The organism is Candidatus Ponderosibacter sp. Uisw_141_02 (genome assembly GCF_048087665.1).
Classification (GTDB): domain Bacteria; phylum Pseudomonadota; class Alphaproteobacteria; order Puniceispirillales; family Puniceispirillaceae; genus UBA3439.
Genome location: NZ_CP159807.1, coordinates 778169 through 793635, shown reverse-complemented (window position 1 = coordinate 793635; position 15467 = coordinate 778169). Strand labels below are relative to the sequence as shown.

General features: G+C 48.4%; 18 protein-coding genes. 14 read left to right on the top strand and 4 right to left on the bottom strand.

Annotation, left to right across the window (positions count from 1 at the left end; genetic code table 11):
• Positions 1-241: 241 nt before the first annotated feature.
• The 6 genes from ABXT40_RS04050 to ABXT40_RS04025 all read left to right on the top strand — a co-directional run bounded on the left by ABXT40_RS04050 (position 242) and on the right by ABXT40_RS04025 (position 3491).
• On the top strand, positions 242-637 hold the full coding sequence (locus ABXT40_RS04050) for a hypothetical protein (protein WP_443646556.1): 396 nt from the start codon (positions 242-244) through the stop codon (positions 635-637).
• 144 nt (positions 638-781) lie between these two features.
• A complete protein-coding gene (locus tag ABXT40_RS04045; RefSeq protein WP_443646555.1) occupies positions 782-1183 on the top strand; it encodes a cupin domain-containing protein in 402 nt (133 codons plus the stop codon).
• Positions 1184-1382: 199 nt separating this feature from the next.
• Positions 1383-1784 (top strand): cyclic nucleotide-binding domain-containing protein, encoded by a 402-nt coding sequence (locus ABXT40_RS04040; protein ID WP_443646554.1) that lies wholly within the window; start codon positions 1383-1385, stop codon positions 1782-1784.
• Between the two features lie 116 nt (positions 1785-1900).
• Complete coding sequence (locus ABXT40_RS04035) at positions 1901-2728, top strand: phytanoyl-CoA dioxygenase family protein (protein WP_443646553.1); 828 nt, start codon at positions 1901-1903, stop codon at positions 2726-2728.
• A gap of 120 nt (positions 2729-2848) precedes the next feature.
• Positions 2849-3172, top strand: coding sequence for a GYD domain-containing protein (locus ABXT40_RS04030; RefSeq protein ID WP_443646552.1), 324 nt, complete (start codon positions 2849-2851; stop codon positions 3170-3172).
• Positions 3173-3305: 133 nt separating this feature from the next.
• Positions 3306-3491 carry an FAD-binding protein gene (locus tag ABXT40_RS04025; protein WP_443646957.1) on the top strand — a complete coding sequence of 62 codons (186 nt, stop codon included), beginning with the start codon at positions 3306-3308 and terminating at the stop codon, positions 3489-3491.
• Here the strand turns inward: ABXT40_RS04025 and ABXT40_RS04020 are convergent.
• Positions 3444-4460 (bottom strand): D-cysteine desulfhydrase, encoded by a 1017-nt coding sequence (locus tag ABXT40_RS04020; protein ID WP_443646551.1) that lies wholly within the window; start codon positions 4458-4460, stop codon positions 3444-3446. The two genes, ABXT40_RS04025 and ABXT40_RS04020, sit on opposite strands and share 48 nt — an antisense overlap.
• Before the next feature lie 150 nt (positions 4461-4610).
• On the opposite strand from ABXT40_RS04020, the gene ABXT40_RS04015 reads away from it, so the two are divergent.
• From ABXT40_RS04015 to ABXT40_RS04005, 3 genes are read left to right on the top strand one after another with little or no spacing between them, the layout of a single operon-like run.
• Positions 4611-5540 carry a LysR family transcriptional regulator gene (locus ABXT40_RS04015; protein ID WP_443646550.1) on the top strand — a complete coding sequence of 310 codons (930 nt, stop codon included), beginning with the start codon at positions 4611-4613 and terminating at the stop codon, positions 5538-5540.
• Positions 5541-5579: 39 nt separating this feature from the next.
• Entirely contained in the window at positions 5580-6476 is an 897-nt protein-coding gene (locus ABXT40_RS04010) for an alpha/beta fold hydrolase (RefSeq protein WP_443646549.1), read from the top strand.
• A complete protein-coding gene (locus ABXT40_RS04005; protein ID WP_443646548.1) occupies positions 6467-7024 on the top strand; it encodes a class I SAM-dependent methyltransferase in 558 nt (185 codons plus the stop codon). Before ABXT40_RS04010 ends, ABXT40_RS04005 begins: the two co-directional genes overlap by 10 nt.
• 43 nt (positions 7025-7067) lie before the next feature.
• Here the strand turns inward: ABXT40_RS04005 and ABXT40_RS04000 are convergent, their stop codons facing one another.
• Positions 7068-8543: an aldehyde dehydrogenase gene (locus tag ABXT40_RS04000; protein ID WP_443646956.1), complete on the bottom strand. Its 1476-nt coding sequence runs from the start codon at positions 8541-8543 to the stop codon at positions 7068-7070.
• 291 nt (positions 8544-8834) lie between these two features.
• Here ABXT40_RS04000 and ABXT40_RS03995 point away from each other — a divergent pair, with 291 nt between their 5' ends.
• From ABXT40_RS03995 to ABXT40_RS03985, 3 genes are all read left to right on the top strand, one after another.
• A complete protein-coding gene (locus ABXT40_RS03995) occupies positions 8835-9356 on the top strand; it encodes a phosphonopyruvate decarboxylase (protein WP_443646547.1) in 522 nt (173 codons plus the stop codon).
• Positions 9357-9358: 2 nt separating this feature from the next.
• Positions 9359-9946: a thiamine pyrophosphate-dependent enzyme gene (locus tag ABXT40_RS03990; protein WP_443646546.1), complete on the top strand. Its 588-nt coding sequence runs from the start codon at positions 9359-9361 to the stop codon at positions 9944-9946.
• A 170-nt stretch (positions 9947-10116) separates the two neighbouring features.
• Positions 10117-11619, top strand: a complete 1503-nt coding sequence (locus tag ABXT40_RS03985) for an inorganic phosphate transporter (RefSeq protein WP_443646545.1) — start codon at positions 10117-10119, stop codon at positions 11617-11619.
• Here the strand turns inward: ABXT40_RS03985 and ABXT40_RS03980 are convergent.
• Positions 11576-12016, bottom strand: coding sequence for an NUDIX hydrolase (locus ABXT40_RS03980; RefSeq protein WP_443646544.1), 441 nt, complete (start codon positions 12014-12016; stop codon positions 11576-11578). The two genes, ABXT40_RS03985 and ABXT40_RS03980, sit on opposite strands and share 44 nt — an antisense overlap.
• 156 nt (positions 12017-12172) lie before the next feature.
• The gene (locus ABXT40_RS03975; RefSeq protein ID WP_443646955.1) at positions 12173-12766 is read right to left on the bottom strand and encodes a class I SAM-dependent methyltransferase; all 594 of its coding nucleotides are present in this window, start codon (positions 12764-12766) and stop codon (positions 12173-12175) included.
• Between the two features lie 403 nt (positions 12767-13169).
• Between ABXT40_RS03975 and ABXT40_RS03970 the strand changes: the two genes are divergently transcribed.
• Together ABXT40_RS03970 and ABXT40_RS03965 are read left to right on the top strand one after the other, a co-directional pair.
• Complete coding sequence (locus ABXT40_RS03970) at positions 13170-14156, top strand: aldo/keto reductase (RefSeq protein WP_443646543.1); 987 nt, start codon at positions 13170-13172, stop codon at positions 14154-14156.
• 418 nt (positions 14157-14574) lie between these two features.
• A complete protein-coding gene (locus ABXT40_RS03965; RefSeq protein WP_443646542.1) occupies positions 14575-15393 on the top strand; it encodes a flagellin N-terminal helical domain-containing protein in 819 nt (272 codons plus the stop codon).
• Positions 15394-15467 lie beyond the last annotated feature (74 nt).

Sequence of the window (15467 nt, the reverse complement as noted above, 5' to 3'; positions counted from 1 at the left end):
TGCGTGTCGATAGCCCTTGCTCATACTGAAACACGCGCTTGTAAAATGATCAAGATCGGCAGTTATAAGATTAAAGCGCTAGAAAACCGCTACTGATTAGGGTTAGATAAAATTGTGGTATCGGATTATTTCACTGGCCTCGAGCTTGCAACAAAAGCATAGCCAAACACAAAAGTCGACTCAAATGCTAGGCGGATAGTTAGCTATAATCATATAAAATTGGAGCCGGTGAAGGGGGGCGGTGCCTGTCGGCGGCAAAGCGCCTGCATCAGAGGGGCGGCACTCACGGCCAGCCTTTGCGCTGGCCTTGTTTTGTGGCAGAGTACGTGAATATTTTAATGGGAGTTTGAAGATGTATATCAGGGTTGTTTCTATTACTGCGCAATCTAAGTTACAGTTTGATATGACAGTGACTTATTTTGAAAATATTTGGTCACCAAAAGTCATACGCTTAGGAGCAATTTCTGCTGAATTTATTCAAAGCACTGATAACTCTGGAATGTATATTATTCACTACCCAGATAAAAAAACTGCAATTTCAGTATTCGATAAAATCAAACCTGAAGTTGAGGAAGTTCGTATCCAAAATCGTATTAACATTACCGAAGGCGAGAGGCTCTTCAGGGTCGACAGCTGACACATGGGATGAAAAGCAAAGGTTTTGGTGTCAAAAGACTTATCAGTTCATAACAGATGGGCTTTTCAATTACAGGCCAGTAACGCTCTAGGGCAGCACAAACATAATGCAAGGCGACTAGTAATAACGGAAAGGTAACAAATAATGACTGATAAAAACGATTGGGAATTTGTTCATAGCGTCGCAGATGAGGCCGAATGGAAGCCCGGTCTTCGAAAAATATTTGACTACCGTGACCTCGGCGTTAAGGGTGGAACTGACGGTGATTTCATAGCGCATGTAATTCGCCGCAATGATACCAAAGGCACTGACGGCGTACAGTCTTGGCATGTCCATGACTGTCAGTTCCAAATGGTTTATGTATTAAACGGTTGGGCCACATTTGAATATGATGGTCAAGGAGAGCGCACAATCCGAAAAGGTGATGCGGTTCTCCAAGTTCCAATGATTAAGCATCGTGAGATTGCATGCTCAGATGACTTTGAAGTTTTGGAAATTGTTTCACCAGCAAATTTTGATACGAATGTTGTCGACCCACCTGTCTAAATATATAGCATGTGCAAAATTAATATAGCATCGGAATTGTCTCCACTTGGGCAGTATAACAAAGACAAAACCCCAGCCATAAACCCGTCACGATATCAGCGTAGCGTCGAAACTGAACCTAACCCATTCCTTTCCAAACTCGTCCAGCCTTTGCGTTGTACAATATATGTTACAGGATAACTTATGAGGAGGTTCGCTAATGAAGCCAATAAGCTTAAAAAACTTTGCCAAAATGGCAGTTAAGGCAGGAAATGTAATTTACAGCGTCAACGATGCCAGTGATAGCGTCTATTTAGTACATAGTGGCTCAGTTCAGATAGAAAGCAAACAGGGAATGGTCCTCGGCGTTTTAAACGAAGGTGAATTATTTGGCGAAGTTGGCCTGATCACCTCAGAACCAAGAACCGTGACTGTGAGAGCAAAGACTAACGCGATGCTCATCAAGCTGGATGAGCCGGTATTTCGGGCAAAAATGGCTCAAGCTGACCCAATATGCAATGCAATCATTCGAGGACTTGCGTTGAGGATTAGTGACGCAAATGCACTTGCAGAAAAATATTGGAGGGAATTGAATATTTATAAGTCTATCGACAATAGCTAGCTAATTTTAGTCAACCAAAAGTCTCTACGCACAAATCATAACTTCTGTCTCGTTTGTCTCGTTGACTTTCCCCTGCCTTTTGAACAACCTGTCAATGGTTCGTTCAGGAGGATTCGGTGTCCCATTTAACAAAAGAACAAATCGACTTGTACAATCGTGACGGCTTCATTGCTCCGATTGATATCTATTCACGGGAAGAGGCTGCAGCAATCAGGCAAGAACTTGAAGTTTTGGAAGCATCGTATCCAGAAGCAGTAACCGGTCGCAACCGCAACAATGTTCATTATGTAACTTCACTTTTTGACAAAATAGTTCACAATCCCGACATTCTTGATGTTGTCGAAACCCTTATCGGTAAAGATTTTTTAGTTGGCGGAACTACATTGTTCATCAAAGAACCAGAGCAGCGAGGGTTCATAAGCTGGCATCAAGATGCACGTTACATAGGATTGGAACCAGAAAATTGGGTAACTGCTTGGCTGGCATTGTCCGATGTCACAACCGAAAACGGTTGTATGTATATGTGGCCTGGCAGTCATTTAGAAGGCGCCCGCGAACACTTGGATACTTTTGACGAGGAGAATCTTCTTACTCGCGGACAAACTGTTCAAAATGTTCCAAAAAACGATACAATTCCAGTTGCACTCAAAGCAGGTCAATTATCCCTACACCACCCGTGGGTTGTCCACGGCTCTGGCCATAATAGCTCCAAAAGCCGTCGAATTGGCTTCGCTATTCAGTCATACATCGGGACAAACGTAGATTCTGTGCACGGAAAAATATTTGTCCAACAAGCACGAGGCTCAGACACGTATAGATACCATCAGCATACCCCCCGGCCATCGTCCGTTATGGCCGAGCAAGATGTCGCATTTCGCGACAAAGCAAATGAGGCGCTAAAAGCAATATTTTATCGTGGCGCCAAGAAAATAGGGAAATATTAGGTTTCTTGAATTGCCTTACCGACTGCTAAACTGAACCTAACCCTCTCCTCCCAAACTCGGCCAGCCTTTGCGCTGGCCTTATTTTGTGGCAAAATTTTCAGACTAAACAAGGAGAGAAAGATGAAGTTTTTATTTTTAGGAAAATACTCCAATGCTGGCCTTGCTGGGTTTTTGAAAAATCCAGAAGATGACAGGCGTGCTGCAATTTCTGCCATGGTAGAAAAGTCGGGTGGTAATTTTATTGACCTGCAATTCCTGAGAGGAAAGTACGATATAGCGGTTGTTGCAGAGGTTTCGAGCTTCGAAGATGCAGCAGCTGTGAAAGTTTTGGTGGCTGCATCAGGGGCTTTAAACGAATTGGAGATGCTCGAATATATTGATATGAACGACATAGCCGGTCGAGCAAACAAAATAACCGGTGCATATCGCGCACCTGGTGCTTAAATGATGAACTAACGTTGTTATAGTAAAGCCAGCCTTTGCGCTGGCCTTACTTGACAGCAGATTTTTTTGAAAAAAAATACTGGCAGATACGTAGTTGAAATCTGAAAAATCTAATTTTTATTGTGATGTATTAGTGGTTGGCGGTGGCCTTGCCGCACTCTCTGCCGCAATCAGCGCGGCAGATAATGGAGCCACTGTCCTTCTAATCAACAAGGGGATTACCGGAAATTCTGGCTCTTCGGCCAAGGCTGATGGGTTTGGTCTAAACGCATTATCCATTTGCCGCATGTTCTGCCAATTGGTTGCCATAGGCAAATAATGCGGCTGCGCCACCAGTATGCAAGAAGATGACATCTTTGTCAGACTCGAAAAAATTCTGACCAGCAAGTCCAATCATGCCTGCAAGCCCTTTGCCCGAATAAACCGGATCAAAAAGCAGTCCCTCACGCCGTGCGATCAGGTTAATTGCGTCAAGCGTGCCTTGGGTTGGTTGACCATAACCAGCGCCAACGTAACCATCATCGACAATCACTTTTTCAACACCAAGCGGCGTATCGGTCAATTGTGCAGCAGTTAAAACTGCCAGTTTGTGAACCGCGGCAATTTGCTTGTCCTCAGGCTGGCGAACGCTTACTCCCATAACTGGAATTGTTGACCCAGCTGCATGCAGACCAGCCAGCATACCAGCATGCGTTCCCGCACTTCCCGTTGCTAGAACAATCCAGCCAACATCAAGTTTATTCGCTTTGATCTGCTCAAGCAGTTCATAGGCGCAGGAAACATATCCAAGCGCACCAATCTCGTTTGAACCACCGCCCGGAATAAAATAGGCCTTGCGGCCAGCCGCAGCCAGCTTCTCGGTCACCGCCATCGCTTCGGCATTCATATCCAGACCCGCTGGCCGAAATTCGAGGCTTGTACCAAACATCTGATCGAAAAGAACATTGCCTGTAGTTTCGTAATCATTTGCCCGATCCGGCACACGCCGTTCCAAAAGCGCATGGCAATCAAGGCCAAATTTGCAGGCGGCGGCGGCCGTCTGACGGACATGATTTGATTGAACCGCGCCCTGTGTCACCACCATATCAGCGCCTTTTTCAATCGCATCAGCAATCAAAAATTCCAGCTTGCGCGTCTTGTTACCGCCGGTGGCAAGGCCGGTACAATCATCGCGTTTGATCCATAGCCTTGGTCCGCCAAGCGATTCACTCATCCGCGGCATAAATTCCAACGGCGTTGGTTGGTGGCAAAGGGGAACTGAAGGAAATTCACTTAGCTTTTTAGCCATTCTGTGGCATCCGTTCTTTTGTCTGAGTTACATCAAACACGCCGTTTGCAGCGCATCATGATATGATAAACCTTGACGCGCTTTAGTCATTAATGCCAATGTTTATTTTGCATTCACATGATGCGTTTTTTGCATGGAGCAATCATAGTCATGGATTTTCAATGGTTTGATGACCTGGCAGCCGTTCAGGAAACTGGCCATTTCTCATTGGCAGCACAAAAATCGCATATCAGCCAGCCCGCCTTGAGCCGACGCATCAAGGCTTTGGAAGATTGGGCCGGATTTTCGCTTGTTGACCGCCGTTCGCGCCCTGTCAGGCTGACACCAGCTGGCGAGCAGATCCTTGATGTGGCTTTATCATCTTTCAAACGGCTTGCTGATGAACGGAATATTTTGCAACAAAGCAACCTGATGGCCGATCACTATGTTGTCCGTTTTGCCGCCCAGCATTCGGTGGCTTGGCGGTTCTTTCCTGATTGGCTGCAAGGCTTTGAAAATAGCTTCGGGCCAATTATGTCGCGCCTTCGGGTTGATGATCTTCCCGATTGCATAAGCAGTTTTCTGGTTGGCGATGTTGATTTTCTAATTGCCTATAACAATCCACTTATTGACGGACGCGCGAGCGGTGCCATCAGCGAGGCCATCGAGATCGGAACCGACAGGCTGGTGCCGGTTTGCAAACCCGATGAAAATAGCCACCCCCTATATTCATTGGATGATGATACCAGCGCCTCGCTTCCCCATATCGGCTTTTCACCCGGATCATCACTTGGCAAGCTGTTTTCACGCCATATGGCTGGCCGCATTGACCGCGACCGGTTAAAACCAGTTTATCAAAATTCGATGGTTGGCGCGCTTCGGGTTCGTGCCTGGAACGGTTCGGGGGTGTCGTGGCTTCCGCACAGCCTGATTGCCGCTGACATTCAGACCGGCGTTCTGTGCCGGGCTGGTGCCAATCAATGGGATATTGGCCTTACCATTAATCTTATGCGCCTAAAACGCAAACAGGACAGCCAGCTTGATCATATCTGGCAGCATTTAAAAACAACCACATCAGCCAAACAACAGCTCCTAACGTAACGACCAAAATCTGCGGCCAAAACCAAAGGACAGCCAGAGATGGATTTCACCACCGACTTTATCAGCAACACAAATATCCATGATGGGGTTGGCATTCATTTTCGTATGGCCGGAACGGGGCCGCCGCTGTTACTGCTTCATGGTTATCCGCAGACCGGTTATATGTGGCATAAGATTGTCCCTGCCCTTGCCAGCCAGTTCAGCGTCGTGATCCCCGACCTTCGCGGCTATGGCGATAGCGACAAGCCAGAAACCGATGCCAATCACAGCCCCTACTCAAAGCGTGCCATGGCGGCAGATATGATGGCGCTAATGACCGCGTTGGGACATGATCATTTCGCCGTTGCTGGCCATGATCGCGGCGGGCGTGTTGCCCATCGTTTGGCGCGTGATAACCCGGATGCGGTGACCCATCTTGCAGTGCTTGATATCACGCCAACCGAGGCAATGTATGGCACAACCGACAAGGCATTTGCCACCGCCTATTACCATTGGTTCTTTTTGATTCAACCAGCCCCCTTTCCCGAAACTTTGATCGGCCATGATCCAGAATTTTTTCTGCATCATAAGACCGGTCATTGGGGTCGCACCAAAGGCGCCATTACCGATCAGGCCTTTGCCGAATATTTGCGCTGTTTTAAAAATCCGGCCACCATTCATGCCAGTTGCGAGGATTATCGTGCCGCAGCCAGCATCGATCTAGACCATGATGCTGCCGATAATGGCAAAAAACTGAAAATGCCTGTTCTGGCGCTATGGGGCGATATCGGATTTGTTGGCAAACATTATGATGTGATTGCCGAATGGCAAAAATATGCCGGCCATGTTGAGGGTCAGTCGATCAATAGTGGGCATTTTCTGGCCGAAGAAGCACCCAATCAAACCTTGGCCGCCCTTATCCGTTTTTTCACCAAAACAGACCCGTCATGCCAATGACCACCCCACCCCCGCTATCGCCGCCATCTGATTGGATTATGCAGCAGGCGCAAAACTGGCCAGATGGCGCCAGAATTCTTGATTTTGCGGCGGGCGGTGGGCGGCATTGCTGCGCGCTGGATCATGCTTTTCCCGGCCGGTTTTCATTCGTGGCAATTGACCGCGATCATGCTGCATTGGCGGCGTTAAAGACCAGATGTCCGCAAATTGAAATCTGCCAATTTGATCTGGAAGATATGAATATATGGGGCTTTGCTGATGATGGGTTCGATATTGTGATTGTCGCCAATTACCTTTACCGGCCACGGCTTGATGATTTATTCGGGCTTGTGCGGCCGGGCGGCTATCTTGCCTATGAAACCTTTTCCACCGGCAATGAATCCTTTGGCCGCCCAAGCAATCCTGACTTTCTGTTACAGGACGGCGAGCTGGCTGCAAGACTGCCTGATGATTTTACCATTCTTGATTATTTTCACGGCAGAATTGACCAGCCAAAACCCGCCATCATCCAACGGCTGGCAGCCAAACGCCAACCTAAAAATTTTTGAGCCAAAAACTGTTAAGCCAGCATATGATTAGGCATGATAAACATCAACGCATAATAAAGGGGTTCGCCGCTGTGGTTTGCTGGGCAATCCAGACCGATTTAACCTGCAGGAATTCCTTGATTGATTCCTTGCCACTTTCACGCCCTTCACCGCTGCGCTTATAGCCACCAAATGGCGAGGTAAAGCTAACCGCGCGATAGGTATTCACCCAGACCGTTCCCGCCTTTAGTTTTTCCGACATGCGCAAAGCACGGCCAATATCACTTGTCCAGACCCCCGCAGCCAGCCCGTAAACAATGTCATTGCCAATGGCAATTGCCTCATCTTCAGTATCAAACGGGATCACTGACAGAACCGGCCCAAATACTTCTTCTTGGGCGATGCGCATTTGGTTATGAACGCCGGTAAAGATCGTTGGCTGGACAAATTGTTTGCCCTTTGCCTCCGCACCGCGATAAGCATCGCCGCCAAGAACGCAAACAGCCCCTTCGGATTTTGCAATATTGATATAATCCATGATTTTTTCATATTGCGGCATCGTTGTGACCGGCCCCACATGCGTTTCGGTCGACATTGGATCACCAATTTTCGCCACGCCGGCAACCTCGACAAGGCGTTTTACAAATTTATCATGGATCGAACGCTGCACAAGAAGCCGTGATCCGGCGATGCAGGTTTGTCCTGTTGCTGCAAAAATTCCCGAAATCGCACCCATGACGGCGGCTTCAAAATCGGCATCTTCAAAAACGATATTGGGGGATTTACCGCCAAGTTCTAGCGTGACCGGCATGATTTTCTTGGCCGCTGCCTCATAGATTTTCTGCCCCGACACATCCGAGCCAGTAAAGGCAATCTTATCAACATGGGGGTGATCGACCAAAGGCGCGCCAACCTCCATACCAAAACCGGTAATTGCATTCACCACACCCGCGGGAAAGCCTGCTTCTTCGATAAGTGCCATAAATTCCAATGTTGATGCTGAGGTATATTCGGATGGTTTTACCACGGCGGTATTTCCCGCCGCCAAAGCCGGTGCCAATTTCCATGACAGCAACAGCAAAGGCGAATTCCACGCCGTAATCATGCCAATAACGCCAAGCGGCTCATAACGGGTGAAATTGAAAATACCAGGCTTGTCAGAGGGGATGACCGCGCCTTCAATCTTGTCGGCAAGCCCGCCAAAATACCGGTACCATTCAGCCAGATATTTGGTTTGCGCGCCCATTTCGGCAATCAGCTTGCCATTGTCACGAACTTCGATCTCGCCAAGCCGTACGGCCTCGCGCTCGATAATTTCGGCCAGCTTGACCATCAGCTTGCCGCGGGCGGTTGGGCCAGTTGCACCCCATTCACCGTCAAAGGTGGCTTTTGCCGCTGTCACCGCACGATCCACATCTTCAGCATTGCCACGGGCTATTTTCGCCCATACTTCACCCGTATAGGGATTTTCACTGTCAAACCATTCACCCGAAGCTGGATCACATAACGCCCCATTAATATAATGTTGATAGGTCTTCATCATGCATATCTCCTTGCAAAAGGGCTTGGCCTTCGGTTATTTCGAATCATTTCCCAACGGCCAAACGGCCAGCACTCACAACAGTGCCAGCAAAAAACGTCGCTGCCAATGCTGATCCAAATGCGTCGTTGGAAATATTTTCCCGCCACCAGCATTTGTCAGTTGCCTTGGCCGCGCTTTCTTATCTATCGTAAATTATCGAAGCGATCATTTTCTTGGTCGCCACAAATCTATACAGCATCGCAATCGTCTGCGGCATTCAAATGAAACGTGATAATTGAGAGAAAGCAAATGGCTGTTTCCACACCCCATATTTGGGAAGATGATATTTATAACGCTTTCAAGAAAGCTGACATCAGCCAGGTTCCCTATGTTCCCGATGCCGGTCATGCGCATTTAATCCGGCGGGTACATGATGACCCTGATATGACGCCAATTGTGCTGACCACCGAAGAGGAAGGCATTGCATCATCTTGCGGTGCATGGCTTGGCGGCAAGAAATCGGCGCTTTTGATGCAATCAAGCGGCGTTGGCAATTGCGTCAACATGCTTAGCCTTGTCACTAATTGCAATTTTCCTTTTGTGACGATTGTCAGCATGCGCGGCGAATATGGCGAATTTAATTCATGGCAGGTGCCAATGGCGCGCGCCACGCCAACCAGCTTTGAAATGATGGGTATCGAAGTGATGCGTTGTAACAGCCCTGACGAAGTTGGGCCGACGGTAGACGCCGCCCTTTACGCCGCTTTTGCCAGTGAACAGAAAATCGCAATTCTATTATCGCAGCGCCTTATTGGCCGCAAGGAGTGGTAGAGATGTCAGAAATAGTAACCATTGAACGCCGTGCGGCGGTAGAACATTTGCTGCAAAATCGTGATGATATGCTTGTGGTTTGCGGCCTTGGCTCGTCAACCTATGATGTCTATGCCGCTGGCGACCATCATGCCAATTTCTATTTATGGGGTGCGATGGGCGGTGCTGTTATGATCGGTCTTGGCCTTGCCATTGCCGAACCTGACCGGCAAGTGATGGTCATCACCGGCGATGGTGAGGCCTTAATGGGGATTGGCGCGCTTGCCACGGTTGCGGCGCAAAAGCCAAATAATCTTAGCATTGTTGTTCTGGACAATGGGCATTTTGGCGAAACCGGCATGCAGAAAAGCCATACATCACATGGTGTCGACCTTGCCGAGATTGCCACTGGGTGTGGGTTTGTTGGTTGTCAGACCATCTATGATTATGATGTTCTTGATGCTTTCACCAATAAACCGAACGATCCAACTGGCCCGCGTTTGGCCGTGGTGAAGATTACCACCGACAATCCGCCGCGCGCCTTGCCAAATGTTGACGGAATCTATGTCAAGACACGGCTTCGGCAATGGCTTGGCCACCAGCCCTGCTAGGCAGCAAATAAACTTGCCTCTGGCATGGCCTGATCAGATCAAATTTGCTATGGCTGCTCCGTTGTCAGTTTAAACATTGCCCTTGCCGTTGCTTACGGCTGGCTGTGTTTTTGCTGGCATGGCAATATAAGACTGACAATATTTCTAAGATTACAGTGCAAGGCGAGATCATGAAAAAGACCCAGCTAAAGCAATCCAATCGCTATATCAATGATTTGCGCCGGATGAATTATCAACAGGGCCAAGTCAAAAATGCCCGATCAGGGCTTTTGCCCTTTGTGATTGCGGCCATCTTTTTAATTATTGCTGGCATTTATGGCAGCCTAAGCCTTGATGTCGCCAGTGAAAATATCGTCATGCTGGTTGCCGCGGCGATTATCGGCGGCTACATGGCGCTGAATATTGGCGCAAATGATGTTGCCAATAACATGGGGCCGGCAGTTGGCGGCAAGGTGTTGACGGTTACCGCTGCCGTTGTGATTGCTGCAGTTTGTGAGAGCGCTGGTGCAATTCTGGCTGGCGGCGATGTTGTACAAACAGTGGCCAAAGGTATTATCAACCCCGGCGATGGCGTGACGGCGACCGATTTTCGAAATCTGATGCTAAGCGCCCTATTCGCCGCCGCGCTATGGATTAATCTAGCAACCTTTTTAAATGCGCCGGTTTCAACCACCCATTCGATTGTTGGCGGGGTTATGGGCGCGGGAATCGCCGGGGCTGGCTTTGGCTTGGTCAATTGGATAACCATGTCGAAAATCGCCGCAAGCTGGGTTATTTCGCCTGTTTTTGGCGGTATTGTCGCCGCGGCGCTGTTGTTATTGATCAAGGTCAAGATTTTGAATGCCGAAGACCGCAAACAGGCAGCGCGCCGCTGGGTGCCGGTTTTAATCGGTTTGATGGCAAGCGCCTTTACGGCCTATATGGCAATGAAGGGGCTAAAAAAAATTTGGAAACCATCGACGATCGAGATTTACGCCTATTCAATTGCCGCGTTTTTTATCGCATGGCTTTTGTCGGTCCCCTATATCGCCAAACGCGCTAAATCAATCACCAACCGCAAAAAGCAAATCTACACGCTGTTTGACCTGCCTTTGGTGATTGGTGTTTCGCTGTTATGTTTTGCCCATGGCGCGAATGATGTGGCCAATGCCGTTGGCCCTTTGGCCGCGATTGTGTCGACCTTTAGTTCGGGCGGTGTTGCCGCAAAGGTCGCCATTCCGCTTTGGGTGATGATCATTGGCGCGGCTGGTCTGGTACTTGGCCTGTTATTATTCGGGCCGAAATTGATCAATACCGTTGGGGAAAAAATCACCCGCTTGAACGCGCCGCGTGCTTATTGCGTTGCGCTAGCCTCAGCTGTAACTGTGTTGATTGCCACGACATTGGGTTTGCCGGTTAGTTCAACCCATATTGCGATTGGTGCCATTTTTGGCGTTGGGTTTCTTCGTGAATTTATTGAAAACCCCGACAAAAAGCGCCTAAAGCCAAGTCACAAGCTGAACGCCACCGCGCTTGACGCTTTTAAAAACGTCAACATCAGACTGCGGCGCAAGCTGGTAAGGCGACAATTTATGCTGTCGATTGGGGCGGCATGGGTTATCACCGTGCCAGCATCGGCCACGCTAGCCGCTATGCTTTTTTATGTTTTGCAGTTTTTAGTATCAGCGGTTTAATCGCGGCAAATTGGTTAATCACCAGTCGGAAATCTTCACGATCAGTCACCCGTGGCGCATCGTCTAGCAACGCCCAATGGCGTTCGCGTTTTAGCTGTTCGGGCCATTCGTCAAATTGCTTTGACACCAACATCGGATAATAGGTCACCGCAACCTGACTAACGGCACCATTATTGGATTTGGTCACCACATGGGTCATCGGAAAATCGGTCAGGATACGACCTTTGATTCCCGCCTCTTCAAAGGCTTCACGCTTGCACCCCTTTTTATGGCTTTCATCTGGCTTTAGGTTGCCCTTTGGCAAAATCCAGCGCCCACGCCGCTGGGATGTAACAAACATGATGGCAATGTTATCGCCGCTAATATCAAACGGTATGACACCAATTTTATGATCCATAGATTGTTTCCCTGTTTCGGTAATGTAACGGCGCACAATTGAACGGCATCATGGCACATTGGCCTGACATCAATTAGCTAGATGGTCCAACCATAAAACTAATTGCCAAAATTAAACAACGCGAGTTTTCATCACGGCGCGTAATTGAACCACCGATCAGGATCGCATAAACACATCATAACGAACCGTTTTGCCAATGATCTGATGTGATGCTGGTGCGATATCGGCCATTGGTGCGGCCTTGGCTGGCCATTTTAAAACAACACGCCGCAACGCATGCGCCAACGCGGTTTGCATCAGGCGGGTCTGATCATTATCAATGCCGACAATCGCACGAATTTGGCGCATCTCCGCCTTGACCAAAGCCGATTTATTGCGCGGCGGGTGCATCGGGTCAACAAGCACGATTTCCGGCGATAGGCTGGGTAAAAGCTGGATAGCATCGCCATGGATCAGCGTCATCCGGCTAATGATTTCGGCAGTCACCCCGCCCGCATCAAGCGCCCGCGCCATGCCATCGAGCAATAATGCATGCATATCTGCAGAACGTTCGATCATTGTAACCGTGGCACCGAGCGAGGCCAGCAAAAAAGCATCACGGCCAAGCCCCGCCGTCGCATCGATAATATGCGGGTTAACGCTCGGCTTGAAACCCACCGCCTTTGGCAAATCCTGTCCTCGCCCACCACCAAAGTGCAAACGATGCCGCACCGCGCCACCCACAAAATCACAACGAAGCGCCCTGCCCATCGGCAAATTGTTATCATCATGTGCCGGATTGGCTGGTAGGTTATTTTTGTCTTTATCACGCATGTGACATGCGATTCCTTATTCGTCTATTTGGCCTTATTGGCCGTATCAGCTTTTTGCCAAAATTATTTTCGACATGTTTTTGAACAATTCCTTGTTGTCACAGCATGGCAACAGCGTAACAGCAAGCCTGGCAGCGACAGTTACAATTCTATCGCGGCATAGCCGGTTCAGGCAATGGGTTTGCCAGCATTTTTACCGCCTGTTTTCATGCCGTCCCGGTGCTTTGCGTTATGCAGCCCTGCCTGTACCGTTAGGGCTGGTGGATGCACGAAAATAGACGCATAATATTTTGGGATTTCAATCGAAATACCATCATTGAGTGCAAAAGGAACATTGGCGCATGGAACAACGGAAATTTGGCAATACCGGCCTTGCGGTGTCGCGACTGACCTTTGGATGTGGTGCCGTTGGCGGGTTGATGACCAAAGGCGATGCGCGCGATCAGGATCGTGCCATTGGCTGGGCTCGTGATCATGGCATTAATTTTTTTGATACGGCGGCAAGCTATGGCAATGGCGTTTCCGAGGAAAATCTTGGGCGTGCACTGAATGGCAATAGCGACGGTTTGGTGATCAGCACGAAAGTCGGGCTAAGCAATGATGATTTATCCGACGTTTATGGTGCCATCACCCGTTCGCTTGATGCCAGCCTCGCCCGGCTAAGGCTTGAACATGTTGATATTTTCCAGCTTCACAACACGTTAGGCCGAACCGATTTTCGCGGCACATTGACGATTGGCCAGATTATGGATGCGGTTGTGCCGGCCTTTGACAAGCTTCGCGACACCGGCAAGGCTCGGTTTCTTGGCTTTACGGCAAAAGGCGAAGCCGATGATGTTCACAAGCTGGTTTCCTGCGGCGTGTTTGCCAGCGCGCAGGTGTTTTACAACTTGCTTGTCCCCTCGGCCGGCGAACCAATCGATGCCAATTATCCGTCAGACGATTATAAATTGCTTCTTGAAACCGCCAAGGATCATGGCGTTGGGGCGATTGGTGTTCGCGTTCTGGCTGGTGGTGCATTGTCCGGCAGCGCGGCGCGTCACCCGCTTGGCATGAGCAATGTTACGCCGATTGGATCTGAAACTGATTACGCAACCGATGTAAAACGCGGGCTTGCATTCATGCCGCTGGTCGAAGCCGGTCATGCTGGATCATTGATTGAATTGGCAATCCGTTATGTAATTTCGAATTCGGCCTTGCCAACAACCGAAATTGGCATTGCAACGCTTGAAGAGCTGCAACAGGCAACGGCCGCGGTGAATAAAGGGCCGCTTTCCATCAATGCGTTAGCCGCGATTAAAAAGGTGCAAGCTGGATTTGTTATTTAGCCTTTTGGCAAACACCAAAAGGGATATTAAGTCACCAATGGAATGACGGTCAAAATAAACAGTCGTAGCGACATATAAGTGCCGCCTCATTTTTTCCTTAGCGCAAATGCAGTCAACCATCTGATGATTGCGATGCTATTGGCCGTACTTCACTGGCATTAGGCACAGATATTTGAAAGGTTATGACCCAGTTATATAGTCCTACTGGACGAAGATGCCAGAGGAATGTGACGTAGAATCATGGCTTCAATCGGCTTACAGTTGATTTTGCAACACCTCTATTAGCATACAGTTTGCAAAAATTATGATCTGTAATCAGTACTTTGGTGTCCAGAGTAAAAAAAAAATTAAAATAACTAAAACTTTTTAAGTTTGCGTCGTTAGGGTTTTTGCGAAGCCTTTTTCATCGGAGGTCATAATGGCTATAAATATTAATACAAAACCTGGATTTATATTTGGGGCAAATGCCTCAAGCAAAAATCAAAACTTTTATGAAAAGACAATTGAAAAATTATCCAGTGGCAAAAGCATTAACAGCGCCGCTGATGATGCAGCTGGAATAGCGGTGCTGTCCAAATTAGAAGCGGCCTTATCCGGAAAGGAACAAGCAATCAGGAATGCTGCAGATGGGCAAGGCCTGTTGCAAACAGCTGATTCAGGCGCCGCTAAAATCTCAAATATCCTAAACAGAATGAAAGAACTTGCAGTACAAGCTGCCAATGGGACTAACAGTATTGCACAACGTGAGGCGTTGCAAAGCGAGGCTGATCAATTAACTGCCGAAATAAGCCGCATAGCCGATAGCACATCGTTCAATGGTCGAACTCCACTTTCAGGCGAAGATATAAATCTGCAAGTCGGTTCGTCAACTGAAGACCAAATAAATGTCACAATGGAGGCGGTGAATTCGAGTGACCTACAGCTTGATTCTGGGCGTGTTTCATTTGATACTTCTTCCGATGCGCGTGATGCCATGTCAACCATTGATGCGGCAATTGAAAAAGTAAACTCGGTTAGAGGTGATATCGGCGCCAATGTGAACAGGATCTCAAGTACTATTGAAAATTTAAGTAACACACAAAAAAGCACCAAAGTTGCGGCTGGCCGAGTTTCAGATGCCGACATCGCGGGTGAAGCTACGCGTCGTGCCAAGTCACAACTTTTGCAACAATCTGGGGTCGCCATGTTAACGCACGGAAACGCATCGAAAGGGGCAATGCTTCGACTCCTTTCCTGATGTATTGAATAGATATTGGCTGCCTTGATTGAGTGTTACAGCGATTTAGGTGAAATACTATCACTCGGGGCTAG

Coding starts and splice junctions, on each gene's coding strand:
- ABXT40_RS04015 (WP_443646550.1), top strand. CDS start 4,611: ATGGATTTTCAATGGTTTGATGACCTGGCAGCCGTTCAGGAAACTGGC.
- ABXT40_RS04040 (WP_443646554.1), top strand. CDS start 1,383: ATGAAGCCAATAAGCTTAAAAAACTTTGCCAAAATGGCAGTTAAGGCA.
- ABXT40_RS03995 (WP_443646547.1), top strand. CDS start 8,835: ATGGCTGTTTCCACACCCCATATTTGGGAAGATGATATTTATAACGCT.
- ABXT40_RS04030 (WP_443646552.1), top strand. CDS start 2,849: ATGAAGTTTTTATTTTTAGGAAAATACTCCAATGCTGGCCTTGCTGGG.
- ABXT40_RS03970 (WP_443646543.1), top strand. CDS start 13,170: ATGGAACAACGGAAATTTGGCAATACCGGCCTTGCGGTGTCGCGACTG.
- ABXT40_RS04000 (WP_443646956.1), bottom strand. CDS start 8,543: ATGAAGACCTATCAACATTATATTAATGGGGCGTTATGTGATCCAGCT.
- ABXT40_RS04045 (WP_443646555.1), top strand. CDS start 782: ATGACTGATAAAAACGATTGGGAATTTGTTCATAGCGTCGCAGATGAG.
- ABXT40_RS04005 (WP_443646548.1), top strand. CDS start 6,467: ATGCCAATGACCACCCCACCCCCGCTATCGCCGCCATCTGATTGGATT.
- ABXT40_RS03990 (WP_443646546.1), top strand. CDS start 9,359: ATGTCAGAAATAGTAACCATTGAACGCCGTGCGGCGGTAGAACATTTG.
- ABXT40_RS04020 (WP_443646551.1), bottom strand. CDS start 4,460: ATGGCTAAAAAGCTAAGTGAATTTCCTTCAGTTCCCCTTTGCCACCAA.
- ABXT40_RS03980 (WP_443646544.1), bottom strand. CDS start 12,016: ATGGATCATAAAATTGGTGTCATACCGTTTGATATTAGCGGCGATAAC.
- ABXT40_RS04010 (WP_443646549.1), top strand. CDS start 5,580: ATGGATTTCACCACCGACTTTATCAGCAACACAAATATCCATGATGGG.
- ABXT40_RS03975 (WP_443646955.1), bottom strand. CDS start 12,766: ATGGGCAGGGCGCTTCGTTGTGATTTTGTGGGTGGCGCGGTGCGGCAT.
- ABXT40_RS03985 (WP_443646545.1), top strand. CDS start 10,117: ATGAAAAAGACCCAGCTAAAGCAATCCAATCGCTATATCAATGATTTG.
- ABXT40_RS03965 (WP_443646542.1), top strand. CDS start 14,575: ATGGCTATAAATATTAATACAAAACCTGGATTTATATTTGGGGCAAAT.